24 protein-coding genes are annotated in these 20746 nt (G+C 71.0%); 16 read left to right on the forward strand and 8 right to left on the reverse strand.

The genetic code is table 11. From position 1 onward, the window contains the following. Positions 1 to 61 precede the first annotated feature (61 nt). Together D7X74_RS18345 and D7X74_RS18350 are read left to right on the forward strand one after the other, a co-directional pair. Entirely contained in the window at positions 62 to 673 is a 612-nt protein-coding gene (locus D7X74_RS18345) for a molybdenum cofactor guanylyltransferase (protein ID WP_120534260.1), read from the forward strand. Between the two features lie 84 nt (positions 674 to 757). Further along, positions 758 to 1366 carry a hypothetical protein gene (locus D7X74_RS18350; RefSeq protein WP_147446608.1) on the forward strand — a complete coding sequence of 203 codons (609 nt, stop codon included), beginning with the start codon at positions 758 to 760 and terminating at the stop codon, positions 1364 to 1366. A 3-nt stretch (positions 1367 to 1369) separates the two neighbouring features. Here the strand turns inward: D7X74_RS18350 and D7X74_RS18355 are convergent, their stop codons facing one another. Next, positions 1370 to 1969, reverse strand: coding sequence for a hypothetical protein (locus tag D7X74_RS18355; RefSeq protein WP_120534262.1), 600 nt, complete (start codon positions 1967 to 1969; stop codon positions 1370 to 1372). Positions 1970 to 1977: 8 nt separating this feature from the next. Then, positions 1978 to 3021: an AAA family ATPase gene (locus D7X74_RS18360; RefSeq protein ID WP_233602158.1), complete on the reverse strand. Its 1044-nt coding sequence runs from the start codon at positions 3019 to 3021 to the stop codon at positions 1978 to 1980. Here D7X74_RS18360 and D7X74_RS44855 point away from each other — a divergent pair. From D7X74_RS44855 to D7X74_RS18370, 3 genes are all read left to right on the forward strand, one after another. Continuing rightward, on the forward strand, positions 2960 to 3088 hold the full coding sequence (locus tag D7X74_RS44855; protein WP_255424439.1) for a hypothetical protein: 129 nt from the start codon (positions 2960 to 2962) through the stop codon (positions 3086 to 3088). The genes D7X74_RS18360 and D7X74_RS44855 overlap by 62 nt on opposite strands. Positions 3089 to 3347: 259 nt before the next feature. Next, entirely contained in the window at positions 3348 to 3740 is a 393-nt protein-coding gene (locus tag D7X74_RS18365; protein ID WP_120534264.1) for a response regulator, read from the forward strand. A gap of 100 nt (positions 3741 to 3840) precedes the next feature. Continuing rightward, the gene (locus tag D7X74_RS18370; RefSeq protein WP_158620383.1) at positions 3841 to 4452 is read left to right on the forward strand and encodes a TIGR02265 family protein; all 612 of its coding nucleotides are present in this window, start codon (positions 3841 to 3843) and stop codon (positions 4450 to 4452) included. Between the two features lie 7 nt (positions 4453 to 4459). Here the strand turns inward: D7X74_RS18370 and D7X74_RS18375 are convergent, their stop codons facing one another. The 3 genes from D7X74_RS18375 to D7X74_RS43040 all read right to left on the reverse strand — a co-directional run bounded on the left by D7X74_RS18375 (position 4460) and on the right by D7X74_RS43040 (position 6916). After that, a complete protein-coding gene (locus D7X74_RS18375; protein ID WP_120534266.1) occupies positions 4460 to 5443 on the reverse strand; it encodes a hypothetical protein in 984 nt (327 codons plus the stop codon). Further along, positions 5440 to 6456 (reverse strand): radical SAM/SPASM domain-containing protein, encoded by a 1017-nt coding sequence (locus D7X74_RS18380; protein WP_120534267.1) that lies wholly within the window; start codon positions 6454 to 6456, stop codon positions 5440 to 5442. Before D7X74_RS18380 ends, D7X74_RS18375 begins: the two co-directional genes overlap by 4 nt. 82 nt (positions 6457 to 6538) lie before the next feature. Beyond that, a complete protein-coding gene (locus tag D7X74_RS43040) occupies positions 6539 to 6916 on the reverse strand; it encodes a phage holin family protein (protein WP_158620382.1) in 378 nt (125 codons plus the stop codon). Between the two features lie 214 nt (positions 6917 to 7130). Between D7X74_RS43040 and D7X74_RS18390 the strand changes: the two genes are divergently transcribed. From D7X74_RS18390 to D7X74_RS18440, 11 genes are all read left to right on the forward strand, one after another. Further along, the gene (locus tag D7X74_RS18390) at positions 7131 to 8129 is read left to right on the forward strand and encodes an SDR family oxidoreductase (protein WP_120534268.1); all 999 of its coding nucleotides are present in this window, start codon (positions 7131 to 7133) and stop codon (positions 8127 to 8129) included. 164 nt (positions 8130 to 8293) lie between these two features. Further along, positions 8294 to 8893, forward strand: coding sequence for a hypothetical protein (locus D7X74_RS18395; RefSeq protein WP_120583985.1), 600 nt, complete (start codon positions 8294 to 8296; stop codon positions 8891 to 8893). A 118-nt stretch (positions 8894 to 9011) separates the two neighbouring features. Further along, entirely contained in the window at positions 9012 to 9956 is a 945-nt protein-coding gene (locus D7X74_RS18400) for a protein kinase (RefSeq protein ID WP_120534270.1), read from the forward strand. 93 nt (positions 9957 to 10049) lie between these two features. Next, positions 10050 to 10931, forward strand: coding sequence for an AAA family ATPase (locus D7X74_RS18405; protein ID WP_158620381.1), 882 nt, complete (start codon positions 10050 to 10052; stop codon positions 10929 to 10931). A gap of 130 nt (positions 10932 to 11061) precedes the next feature. Next, positions 11062 to 13350 (forward strand): hydrogen gas-evolving membrane-bound hydrogenase subunit E, encoded by a 2289-nt coding sequence (mbhE, locus tag D7X74_RS18410; protein WP_120534272.1) that lies wholly within the window; start codon positions 11062 to 11064, stop codon positions 13348 to 13350. A gap of 3 nt (positions 13351 to 13353) precedes the next feature. Then, entirely contained in the window at positions 13354 to 13797 is a 444-nt protein-coding gene (locus tag D7X74_RS18415; protein WP_120534273.1) for an MnhB domain-containing protein, read from the forward strand. Continuing rightward, a complete protein-coding gene (locus tag D7X74_RS18420; RefSeq protein WP_120534274.1) occupies positions 13794 to 14159 on the forward strand; it encodes a sodium:proton antiporter in 366 nt (121 codons plus the stop codon). The genes D7X74_RS18415 and D7X74_RS18420 overlap by 4 nt, the downstream gene beginning before the upstream one ends. Continuing rightward, positions 14159 to 15526, forward strand: a complete 1368-nt coding sequence (locus D7X74_RS18425; protein WP_120534275.1) for a complex I subunit 5 family protein — start codon at positions 14159 to 14161, stop codon at positions 15524 to 15526. Before D7X74_RS18420 ends, D7X74_RS18425 begins: the two co-directional genes overlap by 1 nt. Then, entirely contained in the window at positions 15523 to 16020 is a 498-nt protein-coding gene (locus tag D7X74_RS18430; protein WP_120534276.1) for a Na+/H+ antiporter subunit E, read from the forward strand. Before D7X74_RS18425 ends, D7X74_RS18430 begins: the two co-directional genes overlap by 4 nt. A gap of 11 nt (positions 16021 to 16031) precedes the next feature. Beyond that, on the forward strand, positions 16032 to 16319 hold the full coding sequence (locus D7X74_RS18435) for a monovalent cation/H+ antiporter complex subunit F (protein WP_120534277.1): 288 nt from the start codon (positions 16032 to 16034) through the stop codon (positions 16317 to 16319). Next, positions 16319 to 16681 carry a monovalent cation/H(+) antiporter subunit G gene (locus D7X74_RS18440; RefSeq protein ID WP_120534278.1) on the forward strand — a complete coding sequence of 121 codons (363 nt, stop codon included), beginning with the start codon at positions 16319 to 16321 and terminating at the stop codon, positions 16679 to 16681. Before D7X74_RS18435 ends, D7X74_RS18440 begins: the two co-directional genes overlap by 1 nt. Positions 16682 to 16712: 31 nt before the next feature. Here D7X74_RS18440 and D7X74_RS18445 read toward each other — a convergent pair whose 3' ends face one another. The 3 genes from D7X74_RS18445 to D7X74_RS18455 form a co-directional block, all read right to left on the reverse strand. Next, entirely contained in the window at positions 16713 to 19118 is a 2406-nt protein-coding gene (locus tag D7X74_RS18445) for an ABC transporter permease (RefSeq protein ID WP_120534279.1), read from the reverse strand. A 157-nt stretch (positions 19119 to 19275) separates the two neighbouring features. Continuing rightward, a complete protein-coding gene (locus D7X74_RS18450; RefSeq protein WP_147446610.1) occupies positions 19276 to 19740 on the reverse strand; it encodes a hypothetical protein in 465 nt (154 codons plus the stop codon). Positions 19741 to 19788: 48 nt separating this feature from the next. Next, positions 19789 to 20727 carry a proline dehydrogenase family protein gene (locus D7X74_RS18455; protein WP_120534281.1) on the reverse strand — a complete coding sequence of 313 codons (939 nt, stop codon included), beginning with the start codon at positions 20725 to 20727 and terminating at the stop codon, positions 19789 to 19791. Positions 20728 to 20746: the final 19 nt, after the last annotated feature.

Below are 20746 nucleotides of genomic sequence, written 5' to 3' on the forward strand. Positions count from 1 at the left end.
TATAAGAGACAGGATTCAAGCAAGCGTGGACGGAGGGAAAGCTGTGTAGCGTTCCGTGGACATGGACGGATCCGCGACCTTTCCCGACGTGACGCTGGCCATCCTGGCCGGAGGGCAGGGGACCCGGCTGGGCGGCGTGGTGAAGGGCCTGCTGACGGTGGAGGGGCGCCCGGTGCTGGAGCGGTTGGTGGGGCTTGGGGCGTCGTTCGGGGACGTGCTGCTGGTGGCGAACGCACCGGCGCCCTATGCGCGCTTCGGACTGCGCACGGTGGCGGACGCGGTGGCGGGCAAGGGCGCACCGGGCGGCGTGCACGCGGCGCTGGGCGCGGCGCGCACGCCGTGGGTGTTCGCGGTGGCGTGCGACATGCCGTTCATCACGCAGGCCGTGGCGCGCGTGGTGCTGGAGGCGCGGGCGGAGGACGTGGACGCGGTGTGCTTCGAGCGCGAGGGACGCTGGGAGCCGTTGCTCGCCGCGTACCGCGCGGAGCTGGTGGCGCGGTGGGGTGACGCGCTGGCGGAAGACCCGTCCCTGCGCCAGGTGCTGTCGCGCTTCCGGACCCGGACGCTGCCCGAAGCCGCGCTGCGCGCCGTGGATCCGCGGGCACGCGCGTTGGCGAACGTGAACACGCCGGAGGACCTGGCACGTTACGGCGTGGTGTTGCCGGAGCGGTGAGGAGCGGGCAGGGCATTCGACAGGGTGAGGATGTTGGCTGTCCAGCAGGTTGACGAAGTGGGGGGAAGGATGGACCCTTCCGGGATGACCGGGGACTGGAACATGTGGATCCGCCAGGCATTGGAGGGGCCAGAGGGCGAGCCCTTCCTGCGCCTGCTCAAGGAGCGGCTGCGGTCCGGGAGTCAGGTCGTCGGCGTCCGGTTGGAGAGCCCTGGTGGAGCGCCGGAGTACGTCATCACCCTTTCGCTGCTCAAGCAGTTGTCGGAGATGCGCGTTCCCCACTCGGAGGCGTTCACGGTCTGGTCCTTCGACACAGGGACGCGCATGGTTGACGAGCGGCAGGAACTGGAGCGGTTCGTCCTGCTTCTCAGCGAACGCTTCGCCGCCCTCGCCCGTGAGGTAGGACCCGAGGTGCTCGCGTCTGCCCTGGTGAATTACCTTCCCGTGCTGGGTCCTCCGCGTGCCAGTGAGGAAGCACGGCGGAGGATGGGCGCGCTGGGGATGAACAACGCGACGCTGCGGGCAATCACGAAGCTGGAGGCCGTGTTGATGAACGCGGCCCGATCGCTGGGGCGTTCGCTCAAGTACGACGAGGCCACGACAGGTCGAATCCTGGATGGCGCTCTGGCGCAGTGGCTTTCTCGGAAGCCGCGTCCCCTGGATCGGGACGTGCCGAACCCGCCAGCCCCCTGAGCCTCACCAGGTCTTCACCTGGTCGATGAATGCCTGGAAGCTGGGGCGTTGTGCCAGTCTCGCGAGGGCTTCCGGATGCTGGAGCCACTCGAGCGCGATGCGCTTCTGTTCCTGGCTGGAAGGCAGAGGCTTGCCGAAGCAGTCCTTCTTCAGGACGGTTCGTTGGTAGCGCTGCTCCGGAGACGGTTCGGTGAACCGGTGGTTCTTGCTGACGAGGAGCCACGTCTCCAGCGTCTGCACGGGCACGACCACGCAGGAGCGATAGGGGTCCTCGCGCCAGCTTGTGGGAAGGGTGCTGTGCAGCCAGCACACGCGACAGCCGTCAGGATCCGCGCATTCACGAGTGGCATCGTGCTCCGTGAGATGTGGGAGCCCGCGTTTACTGCCTCCGTCGTTGTCGATGGCGACGAGTGCGTGGCGGACGCCCTGCCGCGCGGCTTCCTCCAGGTACAACCCGGCCTGCTTTCGCACATGCCTGCATCCGTTGAACTCGATCTCGCTCTTCCACGCTTGGACGGAGGTGCCGAGGATCCGTTCGAGGAGATAGCGGTAGAGTTCGCCGTCGTAGGCCTGGAACTCACTGGCAATGGCGACCGTGAGCACAGGGACCCTCAAAACGCCGCGCTGAAAGCACCCGTCTCCAGGAGCTCCCCGGGCGGTGCCTGCTGGAGGGCTTCCACCAACTCCGGCACATCGCTCAAACGCTTCACGCGCGTTCCAGTTTCGGAGCGGCGGAAGAGCAGGATGGCTTCGGTTTCGTCGCGGAAGGCGTTGAGAAGGACCGTCGAGTGGGTCGCGATGATGAACTGGCAGCCACGTTCGCGGACGATGTCCTTGAGGAGATCCACCAGCTCACGAAGTCGCTTCGGGTGGATGGACTGCTCGGGCTCCTCGACGCACAGCAGTTGTCCTTTTTCCGCGCTCAGCGCGTGCATGGCCAGCGCGGTGAACGCGAGGACGCCGTCGGAGACATGCTCGGCATCGAACTCCAATCCATCCCTCTGCCGAAACCACAGGCGTTGATGGCCCGGCGTGGGCGCTGGACGGACGAGCACGTCCTTCATTTCGGGCAGGCAGCGGGACAGGAAGCCACTCAGCGCTTCGACCTTCTCCGGCATGGCGCCGCGCCAGAGACCGATGACGGCCGCGAGCCCGCGACCATCCGAGCCGATCTCCGGCTCTGGGATGACTTCGCTGTCGGCCCGCAGTGCGCCAAGCGAGAGCTTGATGAACCGGGTGTTGCGAAAGGGCGCCCACAGGCCGAGGAGCGGGATGGGGGTTGCAACTCCCAGGTTTGACTTGGCGAAGGTGAACGTGTCGCTGTCGCGCCGGATAAGGCCAATGCCTTGGGTATTGGTGCGAATCGTGGCGCCGTTGAAATCGACCTTGTTCCCGGTCGTGTCGAAGGCCTTCTCTTCGACGACGGACAGGTCCGCACCCAGGGTCGCGGAGTACTGAATGCCATCCATCCGCCAGCCGATGATGCAGCGGTTGTTTCCGGAAGGCGGCGTGTGAAGGAGGAAGCCCCCTTCCTGGTTCGCGGCGGTGCTGATGCCGGCCACGAGGCTGTTCTTCAGGAACCGCGCCACGCTCATGAAGTTCGACTTGCCCGAGTTGTTCGGCCCCACGAGCACCGTGATGGGCTCCAGTGGAATGACCTGCTCCTCGCCGAAGCTCTTGAAGTTCTGGAGCGTGATGGACTCGATCATGCCCCGAACCTAGCACCCCCTACTGACAGGGTAAGGCGAGCATCGCACGCCCCGCAGGCCGTAAGGCGCGTCCCCGCGATCGTCAACCCCGGTCCTTCGCGACCTCTTTCGCGACCTCTTTTCGAGAATCAGGACCCGGGGTCAACCGTTGTGAATCTACGTGTCAACGCCACTCCCGCTTTTGCCCGACGACCCCCATATCGTCCGGCGAACGCACGGAGGCCAGACGTCACGAGGAAACTCGAACGTGACAGGAGCGAGTGGAGACCCGTATGCCAGACAGTCCCTCTCTCGTCCTGTTGATCGAGGACGAAGAAGACATTCGCGACGCGGTCAGCACGCTGCTGGAGATGGAGGGCTATCAGGTCGCGCAGTGCGTACATGGTGAGGATGCGTGGGCCTGGCTCAAGGCCAACCCGCCTCCGGCGCTGGTGCTGTTGGACCTGATGATGCCGGTGCTGGATGGCCAGTCCTTTCTCTTACGGTTGTCGAAAGAGCGGATGCTGGAGGGCGTGCCCATCGTCGTGTTGTCCGGCAGCCCCTTCCAGCCTGGGGGCGCGGTGGACTACCTGCGCAAGCCTGTGTCGGTGAAGGAGCTGCTGGAGATGGTGCGCCGCTTGCTGCCCTCTCCGGGACCCGGACCGAGAGGACCTCACACGTCATGAAACATGTGTCGTGGGGACAGATGGGGACTCGCGGTAGGGCGTGACCTGTGGAATGGTCCGGTCCGGCGGACTCCCCCTCTGCCTTTCAAAAGGACGAACGATGCCGCGCGGAACACTGGACCTTCCAGAGGACATCGCACGCGACCTGACGGCCCGGCTGGGCGTCACCACCGAGGAGGATACGTCCCGAGGCATGTTCTTCCTCGGCGCCCTGGACGCGGTGCGCTTCCTGGGCGGCGAGAAGGCGGTGGCGAGCATCCTGGAGCAGACGGACGAGACGGCGGACTACGTCGCCACGCAGTCCTATCCGTTCCCCCGCTTCCTGCGTCTGTCCTACGCGGCGGCCTGGCAACTGGCGCCGCTGGTGGGCGACTTCGACGCGGCGATGCGCCAGATTGGCACCCAGGCCATGCTGGACTTCCTCCACTCCATGTTCGCCCGGGAGCTGGTGCAGCAGGCCAGCGGAGACCCGAAGCGGCTGATGGAGGTGATGCAGTCGGGCTACCGGATGGCCCTGAACTTCGGCGAGCGCACCGTGGAGTGGTCGGGCCCGACGGCGGGGCGCATCTCCATGATGCGCACCCTGATGCCGGTGCCCTACACGGAGGGCATCCTGCGCGCGGCCCTGGAAGTCACCGGCGTGCATGACGTGCAGGTGAAGGGCCACGCGCGGTCGCTCGTGGAAGCCGTCTACGACATCTCCTGGAGCTGAAGCGCCCTCACGTCGTGGAGGGCCGCAGCTCCACGGTGGCGCCCTCGCGGCGCAGCAGGGCCGCCATCGCCTCCGCGACGCCGGGAGGACGGCGGCGGACCACCGTCGCCGGCAGGCGTTCGTGCAGCGTGCGCACCGCGTACTCGGACGTCCGGCGCAGGCTCGCGAGGGTCCGCGTCAGCTCCTTCGTGGGGGTCGCGCCCGCGTCGGTGAGCACCACGTCGTAGAGCGGCTGCTTCAGGGGCGGGACGCAGGGGCGCAGGAAGCCCAGCGGATCCGCGTCGTCGCTCCACGCTTCGGACAGGCTCACGTTGAGCGTGAAGCCATGCTCGCGCGCCAGGGCCTCCACGCCTTGGAAGCCCTCCACCAGCTCCTGGAAGGCCACGCCCAGCGTGAGGTCCGTGCCCGCATGGGGGTGTCCGGCATGGACCTGCCAGGCGACCCACGGCTCCGCGTAGACATGCTGCGTGAGGGGACCGTCCTCGGCGTGGAGGGCTTCCACGAGGGCGGCGGCTCGCGCCGGGATGTCCTGTCCGGGCCGACCCGCGAGGGGCACCGACAGCCTGAAGAGGCTGACCACCGGGTGGTGCACGTGCTCCAGCGTCGTCTCCACGCGGCCTCCGTGCGCGTACATCGCCTCGCCGAAGAGGTGCGGAGGGTCCAACGTGAACGGGTGGTACACGAACACCTGATGGCCCATGGCCCAGACCTGGGGCAGGTCGGTGAAGTAATCGTAGGGGCCCATGCCGGAGTCGGTGCTGAAGGGGCGGCCGAGCCCGTGGCGCAGGGCGAGCGCCTCCAGCGGCGAGGGACGCGGCGCGTGGCCGAAGCCCTTCTGTTGCCCTTCTTCCGCCCAGGCTGCGTGCGCGGTGGCGGCCTGGGACAGTTCGGCGGCGACCCGAGCGGCGACCTCCGTGTCGTCGAAGGCGCCCACCACGGTGTAGCTGCCGCTGTTGTTGCTGGCGAAGGCGTTCCAGACGTGGATCTTCATGAGGGGGCTCCCGATGGGGAAGACAGGCCGTGGCCGGGCGTGCGCGCGCAGCCGGGCAGGGTGGACGCGGAGGCAAGCCGGGCGCGCTGGCCGTGCCACACCTCCATCACGTCCTGCGCGGACGTCACGGGGAAGGCGAGGTGGTGGAAGCTGCACGGCATCACCTTGCGGTCGGAGGTGAGCACGAGGAACTCGCGGCCCGCGCCGCAGTCCTGCTTGTCGAAGAGGCGGGGGACGTTCTCCAGCCGCTCGCCCCAGCACACGTCGAGCTTGAGCTGGCAGCGCGGCGTGAGCGCCCGTGCGAGCAGGGCCACGCGGCGCGACAGGTCCCGGGCCTGGGCCGCGTCCAGGTGCAGCGCGCGGTCGTGGCCGTTGTAGCTGAGCAGCAGCGCGTCCCGGCACCCCAGGGCGGCCAGCTCCAGCACCACCGTTTCGAGCGAGGGCAGGCGCTCCGGGGTCACCAGGTAGTTGACGCCGAAGCGCGCGCCCGCGTCCGCGAGCCGGCCCACGGTGCGCCGCCAGTCGTTGTCCTCATAGAGCGACACGCGCACCTGGCCGTAGCGGCCCCGCACGGCGGCCAGCCGCTTCGCGGTGAGGGCCAGGCCGTTGGTGGTGAAGCTCACCGCGAGCGGGGTTTCGTCGTACAGCCGGCGCACCAGCGTTTCGAAGTGGGGGAAGGCCCAGGGCTCGCCTCCACCGAAGGCGACCTCCAGCACGCCCGCGTCCGCGAGGCCGGAGAGCACGGCGAACGCGCTGTCCTGCGTCCAGTCGCTCTTCGCCTCCACGTCCCGCGAGCAGAAGGTGCAGGCCAGGTTGCAGCGGTTGGTGATGCCGAACTGGATGGCGCGCGGGGCCCGGGCGCGAAGGTGCGCGGTCTCCTCGCCCTCGCAGCGCACGTTGGTGCCGGTGTCGCGGTCGAACAGCAGCAGCGCCCCGTCCAGTGGGAAGCGGCGCAGGTGCGCGAAGGACGCGGGGACGGGCACGGCGGAAGGGTCGGTCTGGGTGGACGACACGGGGCCTCCAGGGCGCGGGGGCGGACGCGGGCGGCGGCCGGGACCTGACGCTCCAGGGGACCGGGTGTGTCCTGTCGAGACTTCAGGAGAGGGAAGGACGAAGCGCGTCCAGGTCCCGGCGCAGGCTCCTGAAGGGCTTCCCCAACGGCTGCCCGGGAAGCCGGCGCGCGCCCTGCCATCCCAGCACGGCCCCCGCGCCGCCCAGGCCCAGTCCCAGGAACAGGGTGCCGCGCGCGGAGGCCAGCAGGCCCAGCGAGACGGTCAGCGCCGCCGCGCCGCTCAGCGCGAGCAGGGCCCCGCCGCCCAGCAGGGCCGCGGCCTTCATGAGCTGGCGTGCGTCGCGGCGCAGCTCCTCCTTCACCACCTCCGCCTGTGCCTGCCTCCGGCTCTGGTCGATGGCCCGCGACACGAGCCGCTGGGGCGACTCATCCGTCACCGGGCTGGGGGTGTGCTCTGGCATGGCGTGCTCCCAAGGTTTCCAAGTCCCGCGCGCTCCTGGCCCATAAGGGTGGGGCCGTTTTTCTCCAGGTGCACCGGAAGGGCGGCGCGGGACACGCCCCGCCCCCGGCACGCAGGGCGACCGGGCGAGGGAGGGCTGTCCGGACGTCTTCGGACGCTTCGTCATGCCGCCCGGCGCAGGAAGGCCCACCTGATGGGGGGAGGGGCGAACGCCCATGGCACGACACGAGGACTTGAGGGGGCAGGTCGCCATCGTCACCGGCGCGTCGAGCGGCGTGGGCTGGCAGTCCGCGGTGCGGCTGGCGGAGGCCGGGGTGCGGCTGTGCGTCACCGCGCGTCGCCAGTTCGCGCTGGAACAGCTGCGCGCGGAGGTGCTCCAGCGCGGCGGTGAGTGCCTCGTGTGTGAAGGGGACGTGACGGTGCCCGGGGACGTGGAGCGCGTGGTGCGCGAATGCGTGGCGCACTACGGCGGCGTGGACCTGCTCGTGAACGCGGCGGCGGTGCAGTCCTACGGCTACTTCGACCGGCTCCCGTGGGAGCACATCACGCGCGTGTTCGACGTGTCGTGCTTCGGCTACTTCCGCTTCGCGCGCGCGGTGCTGCCGCACTTCCGCCAGCAGGGCCACGGCCACCTGCTCAACATCCAGTCCATGCTGGCGTCGGGCGCGGCGCCGCTGCTGTCGGCGTACTCGGCCGCGAAGCACGCGACGCTGGGGTGGGCGAAGTCGCTGGAGCTGGAGCTGGCGGGCACCGGCATCCACGTGTCCAACGTGCTGGTGCCGTCCGTGTCAACGCCGATGTTCGACCATGCGCCGACGATGCTGCGCCGCAGGCCCGTGCCGGTGCCGCCCACGTACGACGTGGACCTGGTGGCGCGCGCGGTGGTGCGGCTGGCGAAGCGGCCGGGGCGCACGTCGGTGCCGGCGTTCCTCCAGGGGCGGTTGATGCTGGCGCTCGACGCCGTCGCGCCGTGGGTGGGCAAGGCGGTGCTGGGCCGGTTGGGCGCGCGGATGCAGACGACGCGCACGCCGCTGGAGCGGCCCGACGGCAACCTGTTCTCCCCGGTGGCGCAGGGCGTGGGGCCCCGGGGCAGCGTGCCGCCGACCCCCGCGTGGGTGCGTTTCACGGCGACGCTGGGACTGGCGGCGCTCGCGGGCGGCGTGCTGGGCGGGGCGGCCCTGGGGGCCCGGAGCGTGGCCCGCGCCGCGCGCTGATGGCCGCGATCAGGATTCGTGGCGCTGTTCAGCAGATGGAGTTGTGACCCCGGAAGTGTCGGGAAACGGCAAAACATCCTCGCATCGCGGCGGCCTTTGATTAGAAGGGGCCCCGCATGCGCACCGGGAAGGGTCGGCCGGGCGCGAACGTGAGGGGAAACTCGATGCGTGGAAACAACAAGTGGACGGGCCTGGCGTTGGTGGCGGGTCTCGCGGTGTCGGCGAACGCGGTGGCGGCGGAAGCGCCCAGCCTGAACAGCGATCCCGGCAAGGCGTCGGACTTCGGTCAGCCGGGCCAGCTGGTCATCAGCCAGGATGCGTCCGGCTTCCTGGGCTACAACACCGGCAACGAAATCTTCCAGATCAACCTGGAGCCGGCGGCGGACTACTTCCTCCAGCAGAACCTGTCGGTGGGCGCGGCCGCGCAGCTGGCGCTGGGCTTCGGTGACTCCACCGTGGTGGGGCTCGGCGTGCTGGGTCGCGTGGGCTACAACCTGCCCCTGAACGAGCGCGTGTCGTTCTGGCCCAAGCTGGGCTTCGGCATCCACTTCGGGCACATCCCCGACAACAGCGACGTGTCCTTCGTGCTGGACATCTACGCGCCCGTCCTCTTCCACGTCACCAACCACTTCTTCGTCGGCGCGGGTCCCCAGGTGCGCGCGCTCATCAGCGACCAGGGTTTCAGCTTCGGCAGCAGCCAGGGCAACTTCTCCGGCAACGACGTGACGCTCGGCATCTCCACGACGGTCGGCGGCTACTTCTAGTCCCCGTGGCTCTTCCGGCACCCTGGCCGCGTGCCCGGGTGTCGGAGGAGGCAGGACCCGTGGCGTCGGGACGGGTGGGTTGACGTCCCAGGTTGGATGTGTTGGGTTGGAGGTCGTCATGTCCGTGCTTCCGTTCGCCTCCCGGCTGCCCGCGTTCGCGCCCATCCATCCGTTGGGGCGGGGACCGCTGGGGGAGTGGGTGTCCCTGGTGTGGCCGCTGGAGCAGGGTCAGCGGGGGGAGCACCCGCTGGTGGTGAAGACGTACCTGCTGGCGTCGGGGCTGGGTCCGGAGACGCGGCTTCCGCTGGAGGAGGCGCTGACGCAGGCGGTGCCGCTGCGGCATCCCGGCATCGCGCGGCTGCACGGCTTCCAGGTGGACGCGCGCGACACGTTGACGGTGGTGTCGGACTACGTCCCCGGCTGTTCGCTGGCCACGGCGCGCAGGCGCGTGGCGGGGCGGGGTGCCCGGCTGTCGGAAGCGTTCGTGTGTCACGTGGGCGCGGAGGTCGCGGGCGCGTTGCATGCCGCGCATGTGACGCGGGTGGTGCACGGGGACGTGCGCGCCAATCGCATCCGGCTGGGGCCCCGGGGTGAGGTGACGCTGACGGACTTCGGGTTGCGTCCCGCGTGCCGGTTGTTGCGGCGCTTCGCATCGCCGATCCGGCCGGATGAGGTCGCACCGCCGCCGGTTCCGGAGGAAGCGGTGGACGCACCGCTGGAGGCGCACGCGGACCTGCGCGCGCTGGGGCGGGTGTTGCTGGAATTGGTCACGGGCCGCGCCGCTGTTTCGGCTCCCGCGGAGGTGGAGGCGGGGCTGCGTGAGCTGTCACCCGCGCCCCGGGAGGTGCTGGGCCGGCTGCTCTTCGACGCGCCCCGGCAGGAGGACACGGGCGCGCGGCTCCAGGCGGACCTGCGCGCGTGTTGTCACGCGGGCGCGGAGGTGGTGCGGGAGGTGGCGGCGTTGCCGGGCGCGGGGCCGCTGTCGCCGGTGGATGTGTACGTGGGGGCGGCGTCGGTGATGACGGCGTCGGTGCCCGTGCGGGCGCGCGCGCTGAAGTCCTGAGCGGGTGCCCTCCTGCCATCCCCGGGAGCATGCGACCGGGGGGCCCGTGTGGGCATGGACGGCCCCTGGGGGGAGCCCGTTAGGCTCCCGGGAGTGATTTCATCCGTCCACTTCGAGCACTTCCGGTGTTTGCTTGGCGTGAAGCTCGCGCTGGAGCCGTTGACCGTCCTGGTGGGGCCCACGGCCTCCGGGAAGAGCGCCGTGCTGGAGGGCCTGCAGCACCAGCTCGCGTACGAGCCCACCGACTTCTGGCGCCTGGATGATTCACGGCCCCTCTCCATCGAGTGGACGTACGCGCACGGCGACCGCACGCGCGTGGTGTATCCGTTCAACGTGATGGACACGCTGCCGGGGCAGGGGCACTCCACGCAGCAGCTGGCGCTGAGCATGGAGGCGCTGCGCGCGGGAGGCTCGTCCGCGAAGGCCACCTGGCTGGAGCGCAAGGGCGGCAACCTTGCGAGCGTCTTCGCGGCGCTGCCCATGTCCACGCGCGAGGTCATCTCCCAGGAGCTGGCGCGGCGCGTGCCATCGCTGTCCGAGGTGGACGTGGCGCGCGATTTGGAGGACCGCTCCTTCCGCCTGCGCTTCCGCGACCGCTGGAGTCCGGACGTGTGGTTCGGCTCCGAGCATGTGTCGGACGGGGTGCTGTGGTTGCTGGCGTTCCTGCTGTTGCCGTATCAGCGGCCGCTGCCGGAGCTGCTCACGTTGGATGAGCCGGAGCGCGCGCTGCATCCGGGGCTGGTGCGCGAGGTGCTGGAGTTGCTGCGCGCGATGACGCGCGGCGAGTCCACCGGAGGGCAGCCCGTGCAGGTGGTGCTGTCCACGCATTCGCCGGACCTGCTGGAGCAGGTGCGTCCGGAAGAGGTGCGCCTGCTGTCGCGGGAGCCTTCCAACGGCTCCGTGCGCGTGCGCCAGGTGCCGGCCCCCGCGCTCCACTGGCGGCGCGAGTGCCGGGAGCTGCTGGAGTCGCTGTAGGGCCTGGTGCTGTCCACCAGCGCACGGCGCCCGCGCCCCGAGTGACCGCGGGGTGACGCTCCACGCGGTGGGATGACGGTTGTGTGCCTGGCTCGGTGGGCCACTCCTAACGTGGGCCCCTTCGCCCACCATGCCCGTCCTCCTGCTCCCCCTCCTGCTGTCCCTGGCGTGCGCGCCGCTCGCGTACGTCGCGGGCCGGTGGCGTCCGGGGGCGGCGGCCTGGGTGGGGGCGGCCTGTGCCGTGGCCGCGCTGGTCGCACTCTGCTGGGAGCTGACGCTGGGGCCCGCGCGCCTCGTGGTGCCCTGGGCGCCGACGTGGGGCCTGTCGTTGGAGTTCACGCGGGATGGCCTGTCCGGCCTCTACGCGGCGATGGCGCTGTCCGTCGGCGCGGTGGTGGTCCTGTACTCGCGCGCGTACATGCCGCACCACCTGGAGGAGGAGGGTCGGCCCGCTCGCGACGAGGTGCGCTTCCAGGTGCTGCTGCTGTCGTTCATGGCCGCCATGGTGCTGCTCGTCACCGTGGATGACCTGCTGCTGCTGTTCGTGGCGCTGGACCTCACGACCATCGTCTCGTACCTGCTCATCGGCTTCGACCGCGAAGACCCGGAGTCGCGCGCCGCCGCGCTGCTGTCGCTGGTGCTCACCGGCGCCACCTCCGTCGTCTTCTTCGCCGGAGCGATGGCGCTGGGGCTCCAGTACGACACCTTCTCCCTGCCGCTCGTCTTCGAGCGCGCCGCGAACGACCCCGCACCCACGGGCGCGCTGGTGTGTCTGGCCGTGGGCGCGCTGGGCAAGAGCGCGCAGGTGCCGTTCCACTTCTGGCTGCCGCGCGCCATGGCCGCGCCCACGCCGGTGTCGTCGTACCTGCACTCGGCCGCGATGGTGGCCGCGGGCGTCTTCCTCCTCCAGCGCCTCTACCCGCTGTTCGCGCCGGCGGTGGCCGTGCGCGACGGGCTGCTCGCCATCGGCTTCCTGTCCATGACGGTGGGCAGCCTGATGGCCCTGGTGGCGGATCCGTTCAAGCGCGTGCTCGCGTACTCCACCATTGCGCAGTACGGCTACGCGCTGGTGCTGGTGGCGCTGGGTTCGGAGGGCGCGCCGCTCTACGTCGCGGCCCACGCGCCCTGCAAGGCGGCCCTGTTCCTCACCGTGGGCGCCATCACGCAGGTGACGGGGAAGAAGAAGCTGTCGGAGGTCGGTGGCCTGCGCCACTCGCTGCCCGTGCTCGCGGGCGCGAGCGCGGTGGCCGCCGCGGGGCTCGCCGCGCTGCCCCTCACCGTGGGCTTCTTCAAGGACGAGGTGTTCTTCCACGCGCTCGTGGAGAGGGGCCCCGCATTCATGGCGGCGGGGCTCGTGGGCGCGGGCCTGACGCTCGCGTACACGCTGCGCCTGTGGTGGGGCCTCTTCGGAGGACCGCGACAGGACGTGCCCGCCGCGCCCCGACTGCTGGTCGTCCCGGTGGGGGTGCTCGCCGCGTCCGTGCTGGTGGGCGGCTTCTTGCCGGGCCTCCTCGTCGCGCCCGCCCGGGCCGCGGCCTCCGCCTCCATGGTGCGCGGTGAGGCGTCCTCGCTGGCGCTCGCGTACCACCTGGATGCGCGCGCGGAGAACCTGCTGGCCGTGGGGGCCTGGGCCCTGGGCGCGGTGCTGTTCGCCACGCGCCTGGCGTGGACACCGCGCCTTACGCGCGTGCTGGAGGGCACGTCGAAGGTCGGGCCCGCGCAAGGCTACCGGGTGCTGCTGCACCAGTTGGACAGGCTGTCCACGTGGCTGCACGAGAAGGAGGTGCGCGACCTGCGCGACCGGGTGGCGTCGGTGCTGGTGCCCACGGGCCTGCTGGGCATGACGGTGCTGTGGGTGACGCCGCTGCGCGACCGCTTCATCCCGGGCAGCGTGGGCTGGGCGGACGTGACGCTGGTGATGGCGCTGGCCTTCGCGTCCGCGGCGGCGCTGGCCACCCTGCGCGCGCGCAACCACCTGGTGCTGGTGCTGCTCATCTCCTGCGTGGGCTTCAGCCTGGCCATGGTGTTCGCCTTCGCCGCCGCGCCCGACGTGGCCCTCACCTCCGTGCTGGTGGAGACCACCTTCACGCTGCTCTTCGCGGGCCTGCTGGCGCTGCTGCCCGACCGCCGGCTGGTGCGCGCGCAGGCGGAGGCCCAGAAGCCACGGGGCCGCGACCGCATCTCCGCCGGCATCGCGGGCGTGAGCGGCTTCCTGTTGAGCTGGAGCGCCCTGTCCCATCTCCAGGCCGACCGCGTGGGGACCCAGACGGTGAAGCTCGCGGAGGCCGCGCATTCGCCCAACGTCGTGGCCGCCGTGCTCACCGACTTCCGGGGCCTGGACACGGTGGGGGAGATGAGCGTCGTGCTGGCCGCGCTCCTGGGCGTCACCAGCCTCCTGAAGCTCAAGGGGAAGGGCTGACCCATGCGCTCCTTCGTTCCGCCCCTTTCGCGCATGCTGCTGTGGCCGTCGTTGATCATCGCGCTGTCGTTCTGGCTCAAGGGCGGCGGCGAGGTGGGCGGTGGCTTCCCGGCCGGGGCGCTCGCGGGGCTGGCGGTGCTGCTGCAGTACGTGGTGACGGGCCGGGAGCAGACCCGGCGCTACGTGGTGGTGCGGTACGCGGCGCCGCTCGCGGGCGTGGGCCTCTTGCTGGTGGTGGGCACCGCGTTCCTTCCGGTGCTCGCGGGCTACACGCCGGTGAGCCTCTTCCCCCGTCCGGGACAGCCCGAACTGGGCGCGGGCGCGTTCCACCTGCACACCGCGCTCGTCTTCGAAGGGGGGCTGATGCTCATTGTCTTCGGTCTGGTGGTGACGGTCATCGACCGCTTCGCGCTCAGCACGGCGCACGGAGGGGACGAAGGGCCATGATCCTCATCGCATCCTTGGTGGTGGGCCTGTTGTTCGCATGTGGCGTGCGCCTGGTGCTGGAGCGCGAGCTGGTGCGCGTGGCGTGCGGCACGGTGCTCATCACCAACTCCAGCGTGCTGCTCATCCTGGCGGGTTCGTTCCCGGAGCGCGGCGAGGCGGTGAACGTGCAGCAGGGCTGGCCGGTGACGGATCCGGTGCTCCAGTCGCTGGCGCTCACGGCCATCGTCATCGGCTTCGCGGTGTCCGCGCTCTTGCTCACGCTGGTGCACCGCACGCAGCGCGCGCACGGTTCGCTGCGCACGGACCGGCTGGTGGAAGCGGAAGTGAAGCGCGTGCACGACACGGAGAGGGGGGGCCCTTGATGCCGCTCTGGGGACCGCTGCTCCTGCCGTGGGTGATGGCCTGCGTGCTGGCCTTCATGGACGGCCGGCGCGCGTGGGTGGCGTGGCTGGGCATCGCGAGCCTCGCGGCGACGCTGGTGTGCACGGCGCTGCTGCTGCCCCAGGCCTGGAGCGCGCACCCGCCCGAGTTCGTCACCGGGGACTGGCCGGTGGGCGTGGGCATCCGGATGCGCGCGGATCCGCTGTCCATCGTGTACGCGCTGGTGTCCACGGCGGTGTTGCTGGGCACGCTCGTGTACGAGCACGTCGCGGGGGGCATCACGTCGCGCAGCTTCCCCTCGCTGGTGGTCTTCCTGGGCGCGGGCCTCACGGGCGTGTTCTTCACGTCCGACGCGTTCAACTTCTACGTCTTCTTCGAGCTGGCGATGACGGCCGCGTTCGCGCTGGCGTCCTACGGCGAGAAGGCCCGGAACCTGCGCGCCGCGTTCACCTTCGTGGTGGTGAACCTGATGGGCTCCACGCTGTTCCTCACCGCCGTGGTGATGCTGTACCTGACGACGGGCACGCTGGACATGCAGTCCATCGTCGCGTGGGGACAGGCGGGCGCGCCGTATGCGCTGGACGTCCCGGGGACGCTGCTGCTGTGCGCGTTCGGTGTGAAGCTGGGCTTCTTCCCATTCCACTTCTGGGCGCCGGCCGTGTACCGGGATGCGGGCCCCACGGTGGCGGCGCTGCTCGCGGGAGCGCTGGCGAACATCGGCAGCTATGGCCTGCTGCGCTTCGGCGCGGACGTGATGCCGCACGTGCTGGAGCGCGCCCGTCCGCTGCTGGAGATATTGGGCGCGTCGAGCATCCTCTACGGCTCCGTGCTGGCGCTCTCCCGGCGCGACACGCGCGAGGTGCTGGCGTACGCGTCCATCACGCAGGCGGGGCTCATCATCGCGGCCCTGGGGCTGGGAGGACGGGAGGGGCTGTCCGCGGCGGTGGCGCTGGCGCTGGCGGGTTCGGTGGACAAGACGGCGCTGTTCCTCGCGCAGGACCGGGGCGGGGAGCGCGCGCGGAGGGCCTATTCAGTGGCGGCCTTCAGCACGGCGGGCGTGCCGCCCACGGCGGGCTTCTGGTCGAAGGCGTGGCTCCTGAGGGCGGCGCTGGAGCGGGGCCACTCGTGGCTCGCGGGGCTGGTGGTGCTGGCGAGCATCCTGTCGCTGCTGGCGCTCTTCCGGGCCTACCAGCGTGAACAGTGGCTGCGCGAGGGCGCGGCCCTGCACCGGGGCACCGGCGCGGTGGTGTTCGCGCTGTCCCTGGCGCTCGTCGCCACGGGCCTGTGGCCGGAGCCGCTGCTGCGCGCGGGGCGTGATGCCATCGCGGGGCTGGGGGTGTTGCCATGAGCCACCGCGCCGTCGTGCAGGTGCTGGCCCTGGCGCTGCTGTACGCGGTGATGGTGGGCAGCTTCCATCCGGTGGACCTCGCGGTGGGCGCGGTGCTGTCCGCGGGCGTGATGCGCCTGTTCCCGCTGGCGGGCCTGCCCCCCGCCGTCAGCGGGCGCGTGCGCTGGCGGCGCCTGCTGCACCTGCCGCGCTTCGGCTGGGCGCTGGGGGTGCTGGTGGTGCGCAGCTGCGCGCAGGTGCTGGGCGTCGTCTTCGGACACCACGGCCGCGCGGAGCACGCGGGCGTGGTGGACGTGCCCATGGGCGAGCGCACCGCGCGAGGCGTGCAGGTGTCCTCGTGGGTGATGTCCCTGGCCCCGGGCACGGTGCTGCTGGAGCTGGATTGGGGGCGCCGGGTGATGCGCATGCATGCGCTGGACGCCTCGGATCCGGACAAGCTGCGCCGGCAGCAGGAGAACTTCTACCAGCGCTACCAGCGCGCGGTGTTTCCGTAAGGGAGGGCACGGTGCACGAGACCTTCTTCACCCTGGCCATCCTCTGGATGGTGGGCCTGCTGGGCACGCTGGTGCTGCTGGCGTCGCGACAGCGCTCCGCCGCCGACGTGCTGATGGCGGTGGACACCCTGGGCCTGGTCATCTGCGCGGTGCTGGCGCTGTACGGTGCCACGCGCGGCGAGGCCGGCTACCTGGACGCGGCGCTGGTGCTCGCGCTGCTGTCCTTCGTGCAGACCGTGGCCGGCGCGCGCTTCCTGCACCACGGCCGCGCCTTCCGCAATGATGAGGAGGAGCGCTGATGCTCTCCGCCCTCCTGCAATGGGGCGCCGACGCGCTGGTGGCGCTGGGCCTGCTCTTCATCACCGGGGCCATCATCGGCATGTACCGGTTGCCGTCGGTGCTCACGCGGGTGCACGCCGCGGGCGCGGTGCCCTTCGGCGCGGTGCTGGTGGTCCTGGGCGCCACGCTCGCCACCGGGGATGCGAAGCTCATCCTCCGGGGCCTGCTCGTCGCCGCGTTCCTGATGCTCACCATCCCCAGCTCCGCCCACGCCATCGCCTGGCTGGCGGAGGGACGCCCGGACACCGCCCACGAACCGACTCGCCAGCGCCGTCACCCCTTCGGCCGCAAGGCGGGTCCGACGAAGCCGCCCAGGCCCTGACACCCCTCACCGCGTCGCGAGCGCTCCGGACTCAGGTGTCCCGCTTGAGGGCCTCGGCGGGGGACACGCGGGTGGCGGCGACGGCTGGAAACCAGCTCGCGACCAGCGCGGTGAGGAACATCAGCAGCGGTGCGACGATGAAGATGAGGGGATCCCGCGAAGAGACGCCATGGAGCATCGCGGAGAGCGCCCGGGCCAGCAGCATGGCGCCCAGCAGGCCCACGGCGAGCCCCAGGCCCGTGAGCCGCAGGCCCTGGCCCACCACCATCCGGAGCAGTCCCGCGGGGGTCGCGCCCAGGGCGCCGCGGATCCCCAGCTCCCGGGTCCGCTGGGTCACCCAGAAGGCCAGCAGGCCATACAGCCCCACCGACGCCAGGGCCATTCCCAGCACCGCGAAGGCTGACAGCAATCCACCAATCACTCGCACGCGGGCGTAGCTGTCCTCCACCACGCTGTCCAACGTGCGGACCTTGAGCATCCGCAGGTCTGGATCCGCCGCGCGCACGTGCTGTCGCAACAGCGCCAGGAGGTCGGGCATCGGCAGTGACGACTTCACCGCGAGGCTCAGGCTCCGGCGCATGTCCTGCTCCAGCGGAACATAGACGTCCCCCGAGGGCTCGACCGACAGGCCTTCCATGGGCACGTCCGCGACCACGCCGATGATCTCCCGGGGGGCCCGCGCGGCTTCTCCCTCCCCGCCGAGCTGGAGCCGGACCCCGAGCGGACTCCGGCCGGGAAGGTGGCGGCGCGCGAAGGCCTCGCTGACGACGACCACGGGGGGACGGTCCGCCGTGTCCCCGGCGTTCATCAGGCGTCCCTGTTTCAAGCGAATGCCCATCGCCCGGAAGGCGCCCGCGCTGGACGCCACGTACCCGGCCCGGGGCAGGGCTCCCGGAGGCAGGGGCTGTCCCGTGACGTGGACGCCCGCCGTCTCGCGCCAGACCTCGCCGGAGAAGGGAAGCGCGCCGGTGAAGCCCGCGGCGGTCACCCCGGGCACCGCCGCAAGCCGCGCGGCCAGGTCCCGCGCGACGACCGCGGCCCGGGACTCGTCGGAGAACCGCTCCAGGGGGAAGTACACCTCCGCGACCGTGACCTGCCGGGGCTCGAAGCCGAGCGGCACGGCCTGGAGCTTCCAGACCGTGCGGAGCATGAGCCCCGCGCCCACCAGCGGCACCAGCGCCAGGGACAGCTGCATGACGACCAGCACCGAGCGCACCCAGCCCGTCGAAGAGGCCCCGCGCGTCAGCGGCCCGAGCACGACCCGGGCGTCCCCGCGCGAGGCATGGAGCGCGGGCAGCAGCCCCACCAGCACGGCCGTCACCAGGGACACGGTCGCCGTGATGCCCAGGACGAAGGGTTCGACGCCCGGCCCGGACACGAACTGGGGCGGGACGAAGGTGTTGAGCAGCCCCCGTCCCCAGAGCGCGACGAGCAGCCCCCCGGCGCCACCGAACGCGGCCCGGACCCCACTCCCGATGAGCACCTGCCGGATGAGCTGCCCCCGGGTCGCGCCCAGGGCGATGCGCACCGCCAGCTCGTGCAGGCGCGTGCTGCCTCGCGCGAGCAGCAGGTTCGTGAGGTTGGCGCACCCGAGCAGCAACAACAGCACCGCCGCCCCCGCCACGACCTGGAGCTGGACGCGGGACTGCTCGACCCAGAGCGCGTGCAGGGGCTCCAGGCTCACGCCGGTCAACGTCACGCCGGGGACGCGCTCGGCGTTCAGCGCGAGCGGGAGCAGCTCCTCCCGGGCCTGCTCCAGCGACACCTCCGGACGCAGGCGTCCCACGACGCGCAGCACGCTCTCCTTCTCATGGAGCGGATCCAGGGCCAGGGGCTTCCAGAGCTCCACCTCCGGTTCGAAGTGGAAGTCTTCCGGCAGCACCCCCACGACGGTGTGGGACGTGTCGTCCAGCAGGAGGCTCCGGCCCAGGACCGCGGGGTCCGCGCCATAGAGCCGCTGCCACAGCGCATGGGTGAGCACCACCTCGCGGTCGCGGCCGGGGACCTCCAGCTCCGCGCCCCAGAGGCGCCCCAGCGCGGGGTGGACGCCCAGCAGGGGCATCAGTCCGGAGGAGGCCCGCCCCACGACGAGTCGCGCCTCCAGCCCCGTGCCCCCCAGCAGCAGCTTCTGCGTGCGCAGCCCCTCGATGCCGGAGAAGCTCCGGGCCCCTTCACGCCACGCGTTCCACACCGGGGACGTCACCCGGGTGCGGTCCCGGTGGGGCCCAGCGCCCGCGCCCGGCGTCGTGGTCTGGAAGAGGCGGACCAGTTGGGCCGCGTCCGGATACGGCAGGGGCTGCCAGAGCACCGGGTACACGACGCTGAAGACCGCCGTCGTCGCGCCAATGGTGAGCGCGAGCGTGGTCACGACGACCGCGGTGAAGACCTTCTCCCGCATCATCGAGCGCAGCGCGCGCCGGACTTCGTGCAAGGGCATGGACCTGTGGGGGTTGGGGGACCCGGCGACCAAAGCAACGAGGATGCCACCCCCCGCCCCGCCACGGAAAACGCGGTCCCGGTCCGGGCACCTGACCGGAATTGGGAACCGCCATCCCATTTCCGGAAGGACGCCTCCCGCGAGCATGTCCCCGGCTTCAGTCCCCGACGCTCGCGGTCCCCAGGGCCCGCAGCGACGCTTCCGTCGCCACGCCGAACACGGCCGTCTGCGCCACCAGCCAGGCGTGCTCCTCCCCCGTCCAGGTGTTCATCGGGGCGGTGGCCCGGAGGAGCGGGAACGCCAGGTGCTCGAACGCCAGCACGCCCAGGCCCAGCAGCAGCCCCCGGGGCACCAGCGGCCACCGCGCCACGGAGGGCCTTGCCACGCTCCAGGCCAGCCCCAGCATGGGGCCGTAGACGGCGCGCATCGTCCAGGCCCAGTCCCGCGCCTCCTGCTTGCTCAGGTCCCGGCGCAGGAAGCGGCTCACCAGCCGGTGCGCGATGCGGCGGGCCGCATAGGGCGGTGGATGGCCCAGGGCGGGGTTTCGCACGGACACCAGCGCCCGCAGCACCCCACCCCCCAGGGCCCCGGCGACGACCGCGGCGGCGAATCGGTTCTTCATGTCCGTGAAGGTATCCACGGCCCCCGGTGAAGGAGGGGGCCCAGGGGTCTATCCCTTCATCAGGTTGCGCATCACGAACCACAGGTTGGCCGGGCGCTCCGCCAGCCGTCGCATGAAATACGGGTACCAGTGCTTCCCATACGGGACATAGACACGCACCGGGTGGCCATCCTTCACCAACCGCTCCTGCAGGTCGCGCCGGATGCCATACAGCATCTGGAATTCAAAGGCCCCGCGCGGCAGACCCTGACGGGCCGCGTGCGCGAGCGTGGCGTCAATCATCCGCTCATCATGGGTGGCGATACCGTGATACACGCCGCTGTCCAACAGGATGCGCATGCAGCGCACGAAGTTCGCGTCCACGTCCTTCTTGTCCGGGAAGGCCACCTGCGGACCCTCCAGGTAGGCGCCCTTGCACAGCCGGATGCGGATGCGTTCGGCGCACAGGGCCTTCGCGTCCGCCTCCGTGCGGCGCAGGTAGCTCTGGAGCACGGCGCCCACGTGCGGCTCCCCGAACTCCGCGTGCAAATCCCTGACGATGTCCAGGGTCGCCTGCGTGACGGCGCTCTCCTCCATGTCCACGCGCACGAACGAGTCGCGCGCCGCCGCGTCCGCCACCACCGCGCGCGCGTTCTGGAGCGCCAGGCCCTTGTCGAACAACAGGCCGCACTGCGTGAGCTTCAGCGACACGTTGGCCTTCACGCCCACCTGGTCGATGCGCGCGAGCAGCCTTTGATAGTGCCGCACCTCGTCGCGCGTCTCCTGGGGCGTGCGCACCGCCTCGTTGAGGTGGTCGAAGCTGGCCATCAGCCCGCGCTCCGTCAGCGCCTTCACTGCGTCCACCGCCTCCTCCAGCGTCTCGCCGGCGATGAAGCGCGAGGCCAGCTCGCGGAAGGGTTTGAGCCGCGTGGCCACGTCCTTCAGGTTGGACTGGCGCGACAGGAACAGCAGGGCGGAGCGGGACAGGTGGTCGGCGGCGGTCGTCATGCAGGTGTCATCTCCCGCA

The organism is Corallococcus sp. CA047B (genome assembly GCF_003612065.1).
Lineage (GTDB): Bacteria > Myxococcota > Myxococcia > Myxococcales > Myxococcaceae > Corallococcus > Corallococcus praedator.